General features: G+C 64.5%; 15 protein-coding genes. 3 read left to right on the forward strand and 12 right to left on the reverse strand.

Annotated features, from left to right (window positions below; genetic code table 11):
• Positions 1 to 96 precede the first annotated feature (96 nt).
• Positions 97 to 1,176 carry a fatty acid desaturase family protein gene (locus AC04PT_RS07405; protein ID WP_482872987.1) on the forward strand — a complete coding sequence of 360 codons (1,080 nt, stop codon included), beginning with the start codon at positions 97 to 99 and terminating at the stop codon, positions 1,174 to 1,176.
• Positions 1,177 to 1,200: 24 nt separating this feature from the next.
• Positions 1,201 to 1,512 carry a MocE family 2Fe-2S type ferredoxin gene (locus AC04PT_RS07410; protein ID WP_482872988.1) on the forward strand — a complete coding sequence of 104 codons (312 nt, stop codon included), beginning with the start codon at positions 1,201 to 1,203 and terminating at the stop codon, positions 1,510 to 1,512.
• Positions 1,513 to 1,549: 37 nt separating this feature from the next.
• On the opposite strand, the gene AC04PT_RS07415 is transcribed toward AC04PT_RS07410, so the two are convergent.
• From AC04PT_RS07415 to AC04PT_RS07435, 5 genes are all read right to left on the reverse strand, one after another.
• The gene (locus AC04PT_RS07415) at positions 1,550 to 2,587 is read right to left on the reverse strand and encodes a gamma carbonic anhydrase family protein (protein WP_482872990.1); all 1,038 of its coding nucleotides are present in this window, start codon (positions 2,585 to 2,587) and stop codon (positions 1,550 to 1,552) included.
• A gap of 94 nt (positions 2,588 to 2,681) precedes the next feature.
• Positions 2,682 to 4,373, reverse strand: a complete 1,692-nt coding sequence (locus AC04PT_RS07420) for a methylmalonyl-CoA mutase family protein (protein WP_482872991.1) — start codon at positions 4,371 to 4,373, stop codon at positions 2,682 to 2,684.
• Positions 4,366 to 5,337: a methylmalonyl Co-A mutase-associated GTPase MeaB gene (gene meaB / locus AC04PT_RS07425; RefSeq protein ID WP_482872992.1), complete on the reverse strand. Its 972-nt coding sequence runs from the start codon at positions 5,335 to 5,337 to the stop codon at positions 4,366 to 4,368. Before meaB ends, AC04PT_RS07420 begins: the two co-directional genes overlap by 8 nt.
• Positions 5,337 to 6,782 carry a phenylacetate--CoA ligase family protein gene (locus AC04PT_RS07430; RefSeq protein WP_482872993.1) on the reverse strand — a complete coding sequence of 482 codons (1,446 nt, stop codon included), beginning with the start codon at positions 6,780 to 6,782 and terminating at the stop codon, positions 5,337 to 5,339. Before AC04PT_RS07430 ends, meaB begins: the two co-directional genes overlap by 1 nt.
• Positions 6,782 to 7,189 carry a cobalamin B12-binding domain-containing protein gene (locus tag AC04PT_RS07435; protein WP_482872994.1) on the reverse strand — a complete coding sequence of 136 codons (408 nt, stop codon included), beginning with the start codon at positions 7,187 to 7,189 and terminating at the stop codon, positions 6,782 to 6,784. Before AC04PT_RS07435 ends, AC04PT_RS07430 begins: the two co-directional genes overlap by 1 nt.
• Before the next feature lie 126 nt (positions 7,190 to 7,315).
• On the opposite strand from AC04PT_RS07435, the gene AC04PT_RS07440 reads away from it, so the two are divergent.
• On the forward strand, positions 7,316 to 7,978 hold the full coding sequence (locus AC04PT_RS07440; protein WP_482872995.1) for a GntR family transcriptional regulator: 663 nt from the start codon (positions 7,316 to 7,318) through the stop codon (positions 7,976 to 7,978).
• 147 nt (positions 7,979 to 8,125) lie between these two features.
• Here AC04PT_RS07440 and AC04PT_RS07445 read toward each other — a convergent pair whose 3' ends face one another.
• From AC04PT_RS07445 to hutI, 7 genes are read right to left on the reverse strand one after another with little or no spacing between them, the layout of a single operon-like run.
• Complete coding sequence (locus AC04PT_RS07445; RefSeq protein WP_482872996.1) at positions 8,126 to 9,676, reverse strand: TRAP transporter large permease; 1,551 nt, start codon at positions 9,674 to 9,676, stop codon at positions 8,126 to 8,128.
• The gene (locus AC04PT_RS07450) at positions 9,673 to 10,170 is read right to left on the reverse strand and encodes a TRAP transporter small permease subunit (protein ID WP_482872997.1); all 498 of its coding nucleotides are present in this window, start codon (positions 10,168 to 10,170) and stop codon (positions 9,673 to 9,675) included. The genes AC04PT_RS07445 and AC04PT_RS07450 overlap by 4 nt, the downstream gene beginning before the upstream one ends.
• 52 nt (positions 10,171 to 10,222) lie before the next feature.
• Positions 10,223 to 11,308 carry a TRAP transporter substrate-binding protein gene (locus AC04PT_RS07455; RefSeq protein ID WP_482872998.1) on the reverse strand — a complete coding sequence of 362 codons (1,086 nt, stop codon included), beginning with the start codon at positions 11,306 to 11,308 and terminating at the stop codon, positions 10,223 to 10,225.
• 47 nt (positions 11,309 to 11,355) lie between these two features.
• On the reverse strand, positions 11,356 to 13,029 hold the full coding sequence (gene hutU, locus AC04PT_RS07460) for a urocanate hydratase (RefSeq protein WP_482872999.1): 1,674 nt from the start codon (positions 13,027 to 13,029) through the stop codon (positions 11,356 to 11,358).
• Positions 13,026 to 13,817 carry an N-formylglutamate deformylase gene (hutG, locus tag AC04PT_RS07465; RefSeq protein WP_482873000.1) on the reverse strand — a complete coding sequence of 264 codons (792 nt, stop codon included), beginning with the start codon at positions 13,815 to 13,817 and terminating at the stop codon, positions 13,026 to 13,028. Before hutG ends, hutU begins: the two co-directional genes overlap by 4 nt.
• Complete coding sequence (gene hutH, locus AC04PT_RS07470) at positions 13,814 to 15,337, reverse strand: histidine ammonia-lyase (protein WP_482873001.1); 1,524 nt, start codon at positions 15,335 to 15,337, stop codon at positions 13,814 to 13,816. Before hutH ends, hutG begins: the two co-directional genes overlap by 4 nt.
• Positions 15,337 to 16,491: an imidazolonepropionase gene (gene hutI / locus AC04PT_RS07475; protein ID WP_482873089.1), complete on the reverse strand. Its 1,155-nt coding sequence runs from the start codon at positions 16,489 to 16,491 to the stop codon at positions 15,337 to 15,339. Before hutI ends, hutH begins: the two co-directional genes overlap by 1 nt.
• Positions 16,492 to 16,515 lie beyond the last annotated feature (24 nt).

A 16,515-nucleotide genomic window follows, 5' to 3' on the forward strand; every position in this document is an offset into this window, starting at 1 on the left:
ATGATGTGAATTGATGTGAAATTCAACGTAACATGCAGCGGATTCCCATAGTCCGTTGTATCACTCGGAAAATCGCTTCCGTCGGAGGACATCTTGATGACCAAACGCGACTATTCCCTCTTGGGTCCGGACGCCGAGCGTGCCGTCGAGACCGGGCTGGCCACCGCCGCGTGGTATCACTCCGACATCTCCCGGAAGGAGATGAAGGCCTTGATGAAGCGCACCGATCAGCCGGCGATCCGGGACACCATCATCCTGTTCGGAGCCATGATCCTGCTGGCCGGGATCGGCATCACGCTTTGGCCGTCATGGTGGTCGGCGCCATTCTGGCTGGCCTATGGGGTTCTTTACGGTTCGGCCATGGATGCGCGCTGGCACGAATGCGGACACGGCACGGCCTTCAAGACCCCATGGATGAACAACGCGGTCTACCAGATCGCCTCATTCTTCATGGTGCGAAATCCGGTGACATGGCGCTGGAGCCATGCGCGGCATCACACCGACACCATCATCGTCGGGCGTGACCCGGAAATCGTGGCGATGCGGCCGCCGGCGTTGTTTCGGATAGTGCTGAACGTCTTTGGCATCGTCGATGCGTGGACCGGCTGGAAGAAGATGCTGGAAAACGCCGCCGGACACATCGATCCCGAGGAGGCAAGCTTTATCCCTGAGCAGGAACGGCCCAAGGTGATCCGCGTGGCGCGGATCTGGGTGGTGATCTACCTCGCGACGATTGGTCTTGCTGTCTGGATGCAATCCATACTGCCGCTGATGGTGATCGGTTTGCCGCGGCTCTATGGCGCCTGGCACCACGTGATGACCGGGGTCATGCAGCACGCGGGACTGGCCGAGAACGTGCTCGACCACCGGCTGAACAGCCGCACGGTCTATATCAACCCGGTCAGCCGGTTCGTCTATTGGAACATGAACTACCACGTCGAGCATCACATGTTTCCGATGGTGCCGTATCACCGGCTGCCCGAGTTGCACGAGCGGATCAAGCACGACCTGCCGGCGCCCAATACCTCGATCCTCGCGGCGTATCGCGAGATCCTGCCGGTTCTGAAACGCCAGCTGCGCCACGAGGATTTCTTCCTGAGGCGCGACCTGCCGGACACCGCACGGCCCTACCGTGAGGACCTGCACGCCGGGGCGCTTGGCCTCCCGGCCCAATAACCCCCCGATCTGAGAGGACTACCCATGGCACAATGGATTGACGCCTGCGCGACCGATGACATCGACGAGGAAGACCTGATCCGCTTCGACCATGACGGCCGCACCTTCGCGATTTATCGTAGCCCGGACGACGAATTCTTTTGCACTGACGGGCTGTGCACCCACGAGCAGGTGCATCTCGAGGACGGGCTGGTGATGGATTACGTGATCGAATGCCCCAAGCACAACGGCCAGTTCGATTACCGCACCGGAGAGGCCAAGCGCGCGCCGGTTTGCGTCAACCTGAACACCTATCCGGCCAAGGTCGAAGGTGGCCGCGTGTTCATCGAAGTCTGACAGGCCGGGGCCAGATCGCAGGACCCGCGCTGACCGGTCAGTCGCCGCCCGCGTCAAGCAGCGGGCGGTGAGGCGTCGCCCGGAAATGCGCGGCGTAGGATATGTAGTGCGGCAAAGTGGTGCTCATGATCGTGCGCTTGCGCGCGTCCATTTCGCCGATCGGTCGCGCGGGGCGTCCCGCCCAGACGTGACCACTGGTCAGGCGCTGGCCCGGCTCGGTCTGGGCTCCGGCGGCGACAAGCACGTCGGTCTCGACCACGGTTCCGGGCGCGATCAGCGCGCCGATCCCGACGAGGCTGCCGGGGTCGATGCAGCAGTCTGTCAGTGTGACGTTGTGGCCGATTGTGACGTCCGCACCGATGACGACATCGGAGGTGTCGCAGGTGATGGTGCTGTTGTCCTGAACGTTGGAGCCGTCGCCGATGGTGATCCGGTGAGCGCCCGCGTCCAGCCGGCAGCCGTACCAGATGCCCACGCCTTCGCCCACGGTGACCGTACCGGTGACCCGGGCAGAGGGGGCCACGAAGCAATCCGGCTCGGACTGCGCGGCGGAAGTGACGGGCGTCGAGGATGCTTCGGCATTGCGGACCTTCTGGTGATGGCCATCCAGTTCGGTGTCCGAGATGCGCGCTACGGGTTTCGCGGGGCTGCCGGAGTAGAGCCAGCCGCCTTCGAGTTCGCTGCGGGGAAACACCACCGAACCGGCGGTGATCACCGCGCCGTCACCGATCCGCGAGCCGTCGAGGATGATGGCTTCGCGTTCGACGACGCAGCCGTCACCGACGGTGCAGGCGTGGATCACCGCGCCCGCGCCGGCCGAGACCCGGTCGCCGATATGCGTGGGATAGATGTCATGGGCGATGTGGACGGTGGCGTGTTCGCCCAGGTGAAAGTCATCGCCGATCCGGACGTAATGGCCGTCCGCCCGGATCACCGACCACGCGCCCAGCCATGCGCCGCTGCCCAACGTGGCGCGGCCGAGGACGACGGCGCCCGGGCCGGCGAAGACCGGATCGCCTTTGAGGTCGGGCGATGTGCCGTTGTACTCTGCGCGCAGGGGAGGGAATTCAGCCATCCTGTTTCTTTCTCTTGATGTGCGACCGGGCGTATCGCCACATATGCCACCCTGCGCGGGATATCGCCAGCCTCCTTGCCGGCGGCAGCGTCGGTCAGAACACCGGGGTTTCCCGGTAGACGCCCCATATGGCCTTCAGCTTCTCGACGATGTCGCCCATGGTGGCGCCCTCTTTCACCAGTTCGATGGTGACGGGCATGATGTTCTGGTTTTCGTCCTGCGCCACCTCGACCAGCTTGTCCAACAGCGCCTGCACCTTGGCCTCGTCGCGGTTTTCGCGCACCGACCGGGTGCGGGCGATTTGGCGATTGGCCGTAGATTCGTCGTAGGGGTGAACCTCGATCTTGACGTCGCGCTCGTCGATCACGTTGCGGTTTACCCCGATCACCGGCTTTTCGCCGGACTGCTTGCGCAGGGCCGTTTCATAGGCGAAGTCGGCGATGTGCTTCTGGAACCAGCCTTCTTCGATCAGCTTGATGGTGCCGCCGCGTTCATCGACCTCGTCCAGGATCTCGAATATCTTCTTCTCGTAGTCGTTGGTCAGGCTTTCGACGAAATACGATCCGCCAAGCGGGTCCACCACCTGGGTTACGCCGGTCTCGTCCGCGATCACCTGCTGGGTGCGCAGGGCAAGCTGCATGGCCTGTTCGGTCGGGATCGCAAATGCCTCGTCATAACCGTTGGTGTGCAGCGATTGCGCCCCGCCCAGCACGGCAGCCAGCGCCTGCGTCGTCGTGCGCATGACGTTGACCATGTACTGCGGCTTGGTCAGCGACGCCGCGGCCGTCTGGCAGTGAAAGCGCAGGCGCATGGATTCCGGCTTCTTCGCGCCGAAGCGTTCCTTCATGATCTTGGCGTAGCAGCGGCGCAGGGCGCGGAACTTGGCGATTTCTTCGAAGAAATCCGCCTGGCAGACGAAGAAGAAGGCCAGGCGCGGGGCAAAATCATCGACCTCGACACCGGTCTTCAGCACCTCTTCGACATAGACGATCAGGTTGGCCAGCGTAAACGCGGCTTCGTGGATCGGAGACGAGCCGGCCTCGGAGATGTGGTAACCGGAGATGTTGATCGGGTTGTAGCGCTTCATCGTCTTGGTGGTGTGGCCGATGATGTCGCGGACGATCCGCACTGAGGGCGCGATGGGATAGATATACTCCTTCTGCGCCATGTATTCCTTGAGGATGTCGGCCTGCACGGTGCCCGAAACCTTGTCGAGGTCGTAGCCGCGTTCCTCGCAAAGCGCGATGTACATGGCCAGCAGAATCCAGGCGGTCGGGTTGATGGTCAGCGAGACCGAGATCATCTCGAGGTCGATCCCGTCGAGCAGGGCGCGCATGTCGGCCAGCGTGTCGATGGCGACGCCCTCACGGCCGACCTCGCCGTCAGACATCGGGTGGTCGCTGTCATAGCCCATGAGGGTGGGCATGTCGAAATCGGTCGATATGCCGGTCTGGCCCTGTTCGATCAGGAACTTGAACCGGTTGTTGGTGTCTTCGCCAGTGCCGAAGCCGGCGATCTGGCGCATGGTCCAGTTGCGGCCGCGATACATCGTCGGATAGGGGCCGCGGGTGAAGGGGTACTTGCCGGGCAGGCCGATGTCCTCGGCCGGGGTGTCGGCGATGTCGGCGGCGGTATAGGTGCGTTTGACCGGGAAATCGCCAAGGGTGAAGTAGGCGTCCTTGGTTTCCGGCGCGCGGGCGAGGAAGGCGGCGACTTCGTTTTCCTCCCAGTCCCTTGCGCTGGCGGCGATGTCTTCGGCGGACAATTCGGCGATGGTCTTAGACATGTGTCGTTTCCCTTGAGAACTGGTCTACGATTGCGGTGGCCGCGGCGTAGGGATCGGTGTCACGCGTTGCGACGCGCTGGGTCTGAGGGGCATAGTCCGCCTGTTGCCGCAGCCGTTCGAGCAGCAGAGTCTCGGCCGCTTTCGTCAGCCGGAAGGCGCTGATCTGGGCGCGCCGCTCCGTGCCGGCGGGACCGTCGAGGCTGTTCAAGTGGCGGTCGAAGGCGGCGACGAGATCGTCGAAGCCTTCCTCGTTGACCGAACTGGTACCCAGCACGGGCGGCAGCCAGCCCTTGGTGAGGGTGCTGGCGACGCCGTCCTTCAGCATCATCTTGAGGTCGGTCATGGTGCGGTTGGCGTCAGAGCGGTCGCATTTGGACACCACATGGATATCGGCAATCTCGAGGATGCCGGCCTTGATTGCCTGGATCTCGTCGCCGAGACCGGGCGCCGAGACAACCACCGTGGTGTGCGAAGATTTGGCGATCTCGACCTCGTCCTGTCCGACGCCGACGGTTTCGATGATGATCTTGTCGAAGCCGGCAAGGTCGAGGATGTCGACCACATCGAGCGCCGCATGCGCCATCCCGCCGACCGCGCCGCGTGTGGCCATGGAGCGGATGAAGACGTCCGGGTCGAGCACGAGGTCTGACATGCGGATACGGTCGCCGAGGATCGAGCCGCCGGAGTAGGGGCTGGAGGGATCGATCGCGACCACGGCGACCCGCAGGCCGTCGTCGCGCAGCCGGCGCACCAGTTTGCCGACGAGGGTGGATTTGCCCGACCCCGGCACGCCGGTGATGCCGATGACATGCGCCCGGCCGGCGCGCCGGTAGATCTGTCCGATCGCCGTGCGCACCTCTTCCGCCCCGGCCTCGGCACGCGAGATCAGGCGCGCGACGGCCCAGGTTTCGCCCTTCGAGGCGGGCTCAATCAGATCGAGCGAGGGGATGAAGGGGCGGGCCATCAGGACGAGGCCTGCATGTGGCGGGCCTGCATCTCGGCAAAGGCAGCGCGGTCGTCGACCACGCGCTTGGCCTTGAAATCGGTGCGCGGGTGCGTGTTGGGCGCGACGATCTCGATCACCGACCGCAGGCCCAGCATGTTGTGCAGTTGGCTGGCAACCTCGGCGTGGAAGGCCTTGCGATGATCGTTGCCCTTCGCCCAGCCGTCGCCGTCCAGTTCGACGGAGATCAGCATTTCGTCCATCGTGCCTTCGCGGGTGATGAAGATCCGGTGTTCGCCGCCATAGCCGGGCAGCTGGATGAGCGCCGCCTCGATCTCGGACGGATAGACGTTTTCGCCCCGGATGGTGATCATGTCGTCGATGCGCCCGATGATGCCCATCGGCAGCTGCGGATAGGTCCGGCCGCAGGGTGACGGATCATCGGTCCAGACCGTCAGATCGCCGGACTCAAGGCGGATCATCGGCTGGCTGGTGCGTTCGAGGTGGGTGTAGACCGGCGTGCCGCGCTGTCCGTAGGGGACGCGGTGGTGGGTCTGGGGATCGCAGACCTCGGTATAGACCACGTCCTGCCAGCACATCATGCCGGGCGTCTGTTCGGACCCGGCGATGTTCATCCAGGGCGTCATTTCTCCCATCGAGCCGCTGTCATAGACCCGTGCGCCGTAGAGATCTTCGATACGTTCGCGGATTGACGGAATTGACGCGCCGGGCTCGCCCGAGAAGAACATGTACTTCAGACCGAACCTGCGCGGGTCACGGCCGTCCTCGATGGCGGTTTCGGCAAGGTGGATGGCGTAGGTCGGCGTTCCATAGAATCCCGCCGGTTTGAGGATGTCGAGCCACTGGGCGCAACGCGACGACATGCCGGTGGCGCCCGCGCCGAAGGGGAAGGTCTTGGCGCCAAGGCGTTCGGCGCCCGCCAGCGCGCCCCAACTGCCCATGTAGAGGCTGAAGATCGCCGCGATGCAGATCGTGTCGCCGGGGCGCATGCCCATGCCCCACATGATGCGGGCATGGGCGTTGGCGATAGCGCGCCAGTCGGCCTGCGAAACGCCGAAAGCGGTCGGGCGACCGGTGGTGCCGCTGGTGCCGTGGACGTGAAAGACCTGACTTTCCGGAACGCAGAGGTAATCGCCGAAGGGCGGGTTCGCCTCCTGCGCGCTGCGCAGGTCGGCCTTCTTGACGACCGGCACACGGGATTCGAAATCCTCGAGCGTCTTCAGTTGCGAAGGGTGGAATCCGGCCTCGTCCCACTTGTGCCGATAGAAGAGCGCGTGTTCGTAGGCATAGGCGCAGACCTCCTGTAGGCGCGTCAGGATCGCCGCCTCGCGGTCTGCGGCTGGCATCGTCTCGCGGTGCTTGAACCAGTAGCGAGAGGACGCGTCGGGCAGGTAGGCGTCATCGTAGCGGGGCGGCCATGACCATTGTTCCATCCGGGCCGACATCAGCGGGCGCCCCGCGCCTCGACGAGGCCGGTCAACGTATCGATGATCTGCTGTGGTGGCGTGTCCTGCAGCAAGACCTCGGCGACGCCCATCTTCTTCAATTCTGCCACGTCCTCGTCAGGCATCACGCCACCGGCGACCACGATCATGTCATCGACGTTCTTGTCTTTGAGAAGGGCGAATATCTTTGGGAAGACAGTCATCTGGACGCCCGACAGCAGGCTGACGCCAAGGATGTCGACGTCTTCCTGAACGGCGGCGGTGACAACTTCTTCGGGGGTACGGTGCAACCCGGTGTAGACGACGTCCATACCGCCATCGCGCAGGGTGCGTGCGACGACCTTCACCCCGCGGTCGTGGCCGTCGAGGCCAACCTTCGCAAGCAGAACCCGGATCGGTGCGGACATGTCTTCTCCCTTCAAAAATCGTGTTCGAAATTTCGTATACGAAATACGAGCGCTTGTAGTGTGTCAATCCTGAACTTATGCTAGGGGCCGGGAGGCACGGATGGACGACAGCCAGAGAGGCCCGGAATGGAAGCACTGACGCAGAAGAAAACGCTGGTGGAGCAAGCCTATGACGCGTTGCTCGAGGCGATTTCGACTGGCGACATCAAGGCCGGCGAACGTCTGAATCAGGATGAGCTGGCCGAGCGGCTGCAGGTCTCGCGCCAGCCGGTTAACAGCGCCATCGCCATGCTGAAAGCGCAACGATTCGTGCAGGATACCGGCAAGCGCGGCGTTGTGGTGGCGCCGATCGACCAGACGCTGTTCGACTCGATCTATCAGTTCCGGACTGCCGTGGAGCCACTGGCCGTGCGTTTGGCCACCGTGCGGTTGACCAAGGAGGCGGTCACCATCGGGCGTGAGATCATCGCGCGCGGCAAGAGCCACGTGCAAAGCGGAGATCACGTCGCGGCCCTGCGGGCCGACATGGATTTCCACAACCTGATCTACACGTTGAGCGGCAACATCATCATCGCGGATACGATGAACCTGAACTGGCGCCATCTTCAGCGTGCCATGAGCGAAGTGCTGAGCGTCCCCGGCGCCACGTTGCGGGTTTGGAAGGAACACGATCGGATTTTCAGCGACATGGTGCGTGGCGAGGCCGATCAAGCCGCCCGCCTGATGCGCGAGCACATGGAGCATGCAGCGCCTCGCTCGCTCAGGTTCACAGGTCCGGGCGCGGACTAGGCAAACCCCGAGGCGCAAACGGCCACAGTGCCCGGGGCGTCAGGAGAATCCCGGACCTTACGATGGCTGCCGCGTGAATTTTCGCCGAGCCTGCCACTTTGATCACGACCGCATCTGGACGTATGCCTCCGGCCCAACGGCTCCGTCTCAGAACAGCACCGACGGCAGCCATGTCGCGATGGCGGGAATGAACCAGACCAGCAGCACCCCGACAAACTGCAATCCGATGAACGGTATGACACCGGCGTAGATCTGACCGGTGCTGATCTCGGGCGGTGCCGCGCCACGCAGGTAGAAGAGCGAGAAGCCGAAAGGCGGCGTCAGGAAGCTTGTCTGGAGGTTGATCGCCAGCAGGATGCCAAGCCAGATTGGATCGTGCCCCATCAGGATCAGCGAGGGCGCGACCAGCGGCAACACGATGACCGAGATTTCCACGAAATCGAGAAAGAACCCCATGATGAACACCAGGATCATCACGAAGATCAGCGCCCCGACCGCGCCTCCGGGCAGGCTTTCCAACAGATGCGCGACCCGCTCCTCTCCGCCCAGGCCGATGAACACCAGCGAGAAGATGCCGGCGGCAAGAATGGTTGCGAAGATCATCGCCGTCATGGCCAGGGTCGCGTTCAGCGCGGGCTGGAGGATGCGCTCGCGCAGGGCGGCGCGCAGCGCGAGGATGATTGCCGCCGCGCCGATGATGGCCAGCGCGACGTAGGCCCCGCCACCGAACAGTTGCAGCGGTTCCAGATCGTTGCGTTGCAGCCGGACGGGGTAGAGCCCGGCGAATACCCCCAGTGCCACCAGCGCCGCGGCGCCCAAGAGGATCATGCGACCGGAAGGGCGCAATCGCTGGCCCGCCATCAGTATCGCACCGATCGCCCCGACCGAAGCCGCCTCTGTCGGGGTTGCGATGCCGCCGAGGATGGCGCCCAGAACGGCGAAGATCAGCAGGACCGGCGGGGCGATGGCGGCAAGGATTTCGCGCGCTGTCGGACGCGCCATGTCGGCGCTTGCCGGGGGCATGTCCTGCGGGCGCAAGAGGCCGCGCACAAGGATATAGATCAGATACAGCGCCACCAGCGTCAGGCCGGGAAAGAGTGCGGCTGCGAAGAACTGGCCGACCGAGAGGGCCTCGACCGAAAATTTGCCCTGTTCATACTGCGCCTGCTGAAACGCGTTCGACATCACGTCGGCAAGGATGATCAGAAGCGTCGACGGCGGGATGATCTGGCCCAGGGTTCCGGCGGTGCAGACGATGCCGCTGGCGACGCGCGGGTCGTAGCCGTTGCGCAGCATGGTCGGCAGCGCGATCATGCCCATGGCGACCACTGTCGCGCCAACGATCCCGGTCGACGCCGCCAGCAGCGCGCCGACCAGCACCACCGAGATGCCCAATCCGCCGCGCAGTTGGCCGAAGGTGCGGCCCATCATGTCCAGCAGGTCCTCGGCGATGCGGCTCTTTTCCAGGACCGCCCCCATCAGCACGAACAGCGGGATGGCGATCAGCACCTCGTTTGAGATCAGGCCGAACACCCGCTGCCCCATGGCCCCCAGAAGCGTGATGTCCATCACGCCGAGAAGCCAGCCCAGATAGGCAAAGGCAACCGCGGTTCCCGCAATGGCGAAGGAGACCGGAAAGCCGGACAGGACGGCGGCCATCAACGCCGCGAACATGATGAGGTCGAGGTATTCGGTCATGCGGCGGGCCTGTGCGACAGCAGCCGGATCAGGTGCGCCACCGATTGCAGCAGGATCAGGATGCAGAACGCTGGGATGAGTGACTTGAGCAGGAAGACCGCCTCGATCCCGCCGACCGAGATCGGCCCTTCGAGGATCTTCCACGAATTGCGCACCGACGGCCATGACCAGTAGAGCAGCGCCAGCATCGCGGGCATCAACAGGAAGAGGTGACCGAAGATGTCGATCCGTCGCTGTGACGTGGCGCTTGCCTTGGCATAGAAAACATCGACGCGGACGTGTCCGTCGATCAGCAGGGCATAGCCCGCGCCCAGCATGAACAGCGTGGCGTGCATGTAGAGAACGGATTCCTGCGCCGCGATGGAGTTCACGCCGAACACGTAGCGTCCGACGACGATCGCGAATTGCACCAGCACCATCAGCAACGCCAGCCAGCGGATCACCCGGCCGGTGACGCGATTGATGGCATCAAGAAAGGTCGCGACACGCTGCATGGATCAGCCCTGGTTCGGGATGCTCGGCAGGACGCCGCGCATCCGGTTGGTCTTAGTACCCCATGACCGCGGCGCGCGCGTTCATCTGGCCGTTGTCGGCATAGGTCATGTAGCCGCCGACACTGTCGCGGTAGGCCACGAAGCTTTCGGTGATCCGGCGCGTCAACTCGTCTTCGTCGTTGCGCAGGTCGTCGATGACCTCGGCCGCGGCCTTGCCCATGGCGGTGATGACGTCCTCGGGCAGCATCTTCACCTGGACGCCTTCGTTTTCCACCAGCGATTTTAGCGATGCCGCGTGCTTGGTGGTGTATTCGGTCCAGACCGGGTTGTAGAGGCTTTCGCAGGCCAGGCTGACCGCCTGCTTCAGATCGTCCGGCAGGCCGTTGAAGGCCTCGGCATTGACGCCGCATTCCTCGGCCGAGGACGGCTCGCCCACTCCGGGCCAGTAGTAGTTCTTGGCAACCTGATAATAGCCCAGCGCGCTGTCGGTCCAGGGGCCGATGAATTCGCCCGCGTCAAGCGCGCCGGTTTGCAGCGCCTGGAACATCGCCGGGCCGCTCATGGCCTGTGCCGCCATGCCGAGTTTGGAGGCCATTTCGGACGCGAGCCCGGTGGTGCGGAACTTCAGGCCCTTCAGGTCTTCGGCCGAGTTGATCTCGGTCTTGAACCAGCCGCCCCATTGCGGGCCGGAGTTGCCGCAGAGGAAGGGCTTGATGCCGAAGCGTCCATACATCTCGTCATAGAGCGCTTGGCCGCCGCCGTGGTAGAGCCAGCCGAACTGTTCATCCGCGCGCAGACCGAAGGGTTGCGATCCGAACAGCAGGATCCCCTTGGATTTGGACCCCCAATAGGCGGGAACCGCGTGATAAAGCTCGGCCGTGCCCTCGCTGACCGCGTCGAACACGCCGCGTCCGGGCACCAGTTCGCCGGCGGCGAACAGCTTGACCTCGATCCGTCCGCCGGACAGCGCGGTGATCCGGTCGGCCAGCATCTGGGCAGCCACGCCCGGTCCGGGCAGGTTCTTGGGCCATGCGGTGACCATTTTCCACTGACGCTTGTCCTGCGCGATGGCCGGGCCGGCCAGTGCCGTCGCCGCAGCCCCGATGGCGCCCGTCGTCAGAAACGTTCTTCTTTCCATTGTGTAATCCTCCCTTGGTTTTATTGATGTTGTAACGTCGTGCGATGTCAGTTCCCAAGAATACCGGGCAGGCGAAGCCCGTGTTCGCTGGCGCAGTCGATCGCCTCTTGATATCCGGCATCCGCGTGCCGCCAGACACCGCTGGCAGGGTCGTTCCACAGAACACGCTCCAGCCGTCGGGCGGCTTCGGGCGTGCCATCGGCGACGATCACCACGCCGGCATGCTGGGAAAAGCCCATGCCGACCCCGCCGCCGTGATGCAGCGACACCCAGGTCGCGCCGCTGGCAGTGTTGACCAGCGCGTTCAGAAGCGGCCAGTCGCTGACCGCGTCCGATCCGTCTTTCATGGCCTCTGTCTCGCGGTTGGGCGAGGCAACGGAGCCGCTGTCGAGGTGATCTCGTCCGATCACCACCGGGGCCTTCAACTCGCCGTTGGCGACCATCTCGTTGAAGGCCAGGCCCGCACGGTGACGATCCCCGAGACCGATCCAGCAGATGCGGGCGGGCAAGCCCTGAAAGGCGATGCGGTCGCGCGCCATGTCCAGCCAGTTGTGCAGGTGCGTGTTCTCGGGGAACAGCTCCTTCATCTTGGCGTCGGTCTTGTAGATATCCTCGGGGTCGCCGGAAAGGGCGCACCAGCGGAACGGCCCCACACCGCGGCAGAACAGCGGGCGGATGTAGGCCGGGACGAAGCCGGGGAAGGCAAATGCGTTTTCCAAGCCTTCCTCGAGCGCCACCTGCCGGATGTTGTTGCCGTAATCGAGCGTCGGCACGCCGTCGTTCCAGAAATCGACCATGGCCGAGACATGCTGCTTCATGCTCGCACGGGCCGATTTTTCGACGGCCTTCGGATCGCTTTCGCGTTTTTCGCGCCATTCGGCCATGGTCCAACCGAGGGGCAGGTAGCCGTTGACGGGATCGTGGGCCGAGGTCTGGTCGGTGACGATGTCGGGGCGGATGCCCCGGCGGTGGATTTCGGGGAAGATTTCGGCGGCGTTGCCCAGAAGCCCGACGCTCTTGGCTTCGCCTGCCTTGGTCCAGCGCTCGATCATCGCCAGCGCGTCGTCCAGTGTGTCGGCGCGTTCGTCGAGGTACTTGGTCCGCAGGCGGAAATCGATGCTGTCGGGGTTGCATTCCACCGCCAGACAGCAGGCCCCGGCGAAGACCGCCGCCAGAGGCTGTGCGCCGCCCATGCCGCCAAGTCCTCCGGTCAGGATCCACTTGCCGGTCAGGTCGCCATTGTAGTGCTGGCGCCCGGCTTCGGCAAAGGTTTCATAAGTTCCCTGCACGATGCCTTGCGTACCGATGTAGATCCACGAGCCGGCGGTCATCTGACCGTACATCATCAGGCCCTTGCGATCGAGTTCGGAGAAGTGATCCCACGTCGCCCAATGGGGAACGAGGTTGGAGTTGGCAATCAGCACCCGTGGCGCGTCGGCGTGGGTTTTCACGATGGCCACAGGCTTGCCGGACTGCACCACCAACGTTTCGTCGGCCTCGAGATCCTTGAGCGCGGCGCAGATGCGATCGAAGTCCTGCCACGTCCGGGCAGCGCGTCCAATGCCGCCGTAGACCACCAGTTCGTGCGGATTTTCGGCTACGTCGGGGTGCAGGTTGTTCATCAGCATCCGCAGGGGGGCTTCGGTCAGCCACGACTTCGCGTTCAACTCGGGGCCGGTCGGCGGATAGATGTCGCGGGTGTTCTTGCGCGGGTCGCTCATGCGGGCCTCCAATCGGAAAGAAACGTCAGGATCGCGTCCAGGTGCCGGCGCAACGCCGTGGCCTTGGCGGCGTCGTAGCGCCAGGGCGGGGCTTCCATGGACAGGTAGGTGGACTGGGCCAGTTCCATTTGAATGGCATGCCAGCCCTCGCCCGGACGGCCGTAATGCCGCGTGGTCCAGCCGCCTTTGAAGCGACCGTTGGTGACGCTGGAATAGCCTGCCGCGCGGTCGCAGATATCCGCGACACCCTGCGCGATGCCTGGATCACAGGTCCGGCCATCGTCGGTGCCGATGTTAAAATCCGGCAGGGTGCGCTCGAACAGATAGGGGATCACGGACCGGATCGAATGGCAGTCATAGAGCACCGCGAAGCCGTGGATCGCGGCGACGCGCGTCATTTCGGCCTCAAGCGCCGCGTGGTAAGGAGAGTGATAGGCCGCGCGGCGGCGCGCGATTTCCGCCTTGTCGGGAGCGGCGCCCTCGGCGTGGATCGGACGGCCATCGAAATCGGTCAGCGGGCAGAGCGTGGTCGTGTTCTGGCCGGGATAGAGGCTGACGCCCTCGGGATCGCGGTTGACGTCGATGACATAGCGGTGGATCAGGGTACGCACGCTGGTGACGTCCGGCAGCAGACCCTCGTAGAGCCTGTGGATATGCCAGTCGGTATCGGCCAGTGCGCGGCCGGTTTCGTTTAGCCCGCCCACAAAGTCGGCGGGGACATCCGTGCCGGTGTGGGGCAGACCCAGAACCAGCGGGCTGTCGCCACGGGTGATCTCCAGAAAGCTCATGGTTCCAGTTCCACCCCGGCGGCCACGGCAAGATCGTCGCCGCGCAACATCAAGGCTGCCGCTTCCATGTCGGTGGCGACCACGCGATCCTCGGTCAGACGCGCGACCTTGCCGCGCAATTCATCGACCGCGCGGCGCAGCGCGGGTGAGGTCTTCAGCGGGGCGCGCGCCTCGATGCCCTGAGCGGCACAGATCGCCTCGACCCCCAGAATGACGCCCAGATTGTCGAGCATCCGAAGCAGCCGCCGCGCGCCGTGGGCGGCCATCGACACGTGGTCTTCCTGATTGGCGCTGGTGGGCGTGCTGTCGGTCGAACAGGGGGTGGCGAGGTGCTTGTTCTCGCTCATCAGGGCGGCGGTCGTGACCTCGGCGATCATGAGGCCGGAATTCAGCCCCGGATCCTCGGCCAAGAAGGGCGGCAGGTCATGGCTGAGCGTCGGGTCCACCATCAGCGCCACGCGGCGTTGCGCGATGGCGCCGATCTCAGCCAGTGCCAGCGCGATCTGGTCGGCGGCGAAAGCCACGGGCTCGGCGTGGAAATTCCCGCCCGAGCGGATTTCGCCGGTTTCCACGATGACCAGAGGATTGTCGGTCACGGCGTTGGCTTCGATCTCCAAAGTAGCGGCGGCGTGGCGCAGCAGGTCGAGCGCGGCACCGGTCACCTGCGGTTGGCAGCGGATGCAGTACGGGTCCTGCACGCGGGTGTCGCCTTCGCGGTGGCTTTCGCGGATTTCGCTGTCCTGCATCAGGCGGCGCATCTCGTCCGCAACCTCGATCTGGCCGGCATGGCCGCGAAGCGCGTGAATCGCCGGGTCCAGTGGCGCGGTTGAGCCCATGATGGCGTCGGTCGACATGGCCGATGCCACGACGGCCCCGCGCACCAGCCGCCGGGTGTCGAACCATGCGGCCAGCGCGCAGGCGGTGGAAAACTGGGTGCCGTTGATCAGGGCAAGGCCCTCTTTGGGCCCGAGCGTGACCGGCGCCAGCCCGGCCTGAGCAAGCGCCGCGGCTCCGGTCATCCGCGCGCCGTTTACCACCGCTTCGCCATCACCGATCATTACCAGCGCCATGTGCGCAAGCGGTGCGAGGTCTCCGGAGGCGCCGACCGATCCCTGCACGGGAATGACGGGCATCACACCCGCTTGGATCATCCCTTCGAGCAAGGCGCAGATGTCCCAACGCACCCCGGAGGCACCGCGTCCGAGCGACAGAAGCTTCAGCACCATCATCAGGCGGGTCGTCTCGGGCTCCAACGGCGCGCCCACACCCGCGCAATGCGACCGGATGAGGTTGCGTTGCAGGGTCTCGGTGTCCTTGGCGTCGATCTTGACGGAGGCGAGTTTGCCAAAGCCGGTGTTGACGCCATAGACCGGCTGGTCGCCCTGCGCCGCCTGCGCCACCACTGCGGCGGACGCCTCGATACCGTCGCGCGCAGAGGGATCGAGCCGCACCGGTGCGTTGTCGCGCCATATGGTTTCCAGTGTCGAGAGGGATGCGGAACCCGGCAGAAGTACGTGCATCACGCAACCCCTCCGCGAATGCGCGTGTGGAGCGGGTTGACGCCGAACCGGTAGCTCAGTTCCGCCGGTGTTTCTACATCCCACACCGCCAGATCCGCACGCAATCCGGGCGAGATGACGCCGCGATCGGCCAGGCCAAGCGCCTGAGCCGCGTTGCGCGTGGTGCCCGCAAGGGCTTCGGCCGGGGTCAGCCGGAACAGGGTGCAGGCCATGTTCATCGCCAGCAGGAGTGATCCCATCGGCGATGAACCGGGATTGAGATCGGTGGCGATCGCCATCGGCACCCCGTGCTTTCGGAAGGCTTCGATGGGTGGAGCCTGGGTTTCGTGCAGCGTGTAGAATGCACCCGGAAGGATTACCGCGACCGAACCGGCGCTGGCCAGGGCGCGGGCGTCGGCCTCGGTCGCGTATTCGACGTGGTCGGCGGACAGCGCACCAAACCGGGCCGCGAGCGCCGTGCCGCCCAGATGGCTTAGTTGCTCCGCATGCAGCTTGACCGGCAGCCCCAGTTCAGCGGCCACGTTGAACACGCGTTCGATCTGCGCGGTGTCGAACGCGATCCCCTCACAAAACCCGTCCACTGCATCGACCAGCCCCTCGGCATGGGCTGCGCGCAGGGTGGGGATGCAGGTGAGGTCTATATAGGCATCGGCGTCGCTGCCTTGCGGGACAGCATGTGCGCCCAGAAAGCTGGTCTTGGCCGTGATCTCGCGGTTTCGTTCGATCTGCCGCGCGACGCGGAGCATTTTCAGTTCGGTCTCGGTATCGAGGCCGTAGCCGGACTTGACCTCGACCGTGCAGATGCCCTCGGCGATCAGTGCGTCGACCCGTACCAATGCGTCGCTCAGCAGCTCCTCTTCGCTGGATTGACGGGTCGCGGTGACGGTCGAGACGATGCCTCCGCCGGCGCGCGCGATTTCCTCATAGCTTGCGCCTTCGAGCCGCAGTTCGAATTCGCGGGCGCGGTTGCCGCCGTGCACCAGATGCGTGTGGCAATCGATCAGACCCGGTGTGACAAGCCGCCCTTCCAGATCGGTGGCGTCGCCCGCGTCAGGGCATTCGTCGCATGGGCCGATCCACTGCACCTTCCCGTCAGCGATGACGAGGGCCGCGTCCGTCAAGAGCCCGTAGGCTCCATCCCTTGCCGGGTCCATGGTTGCCACGTTGGCATTCGTCAA

This window comes from Litorisediminivivens sp. KMU-197, from assembly GCF_056858395.1.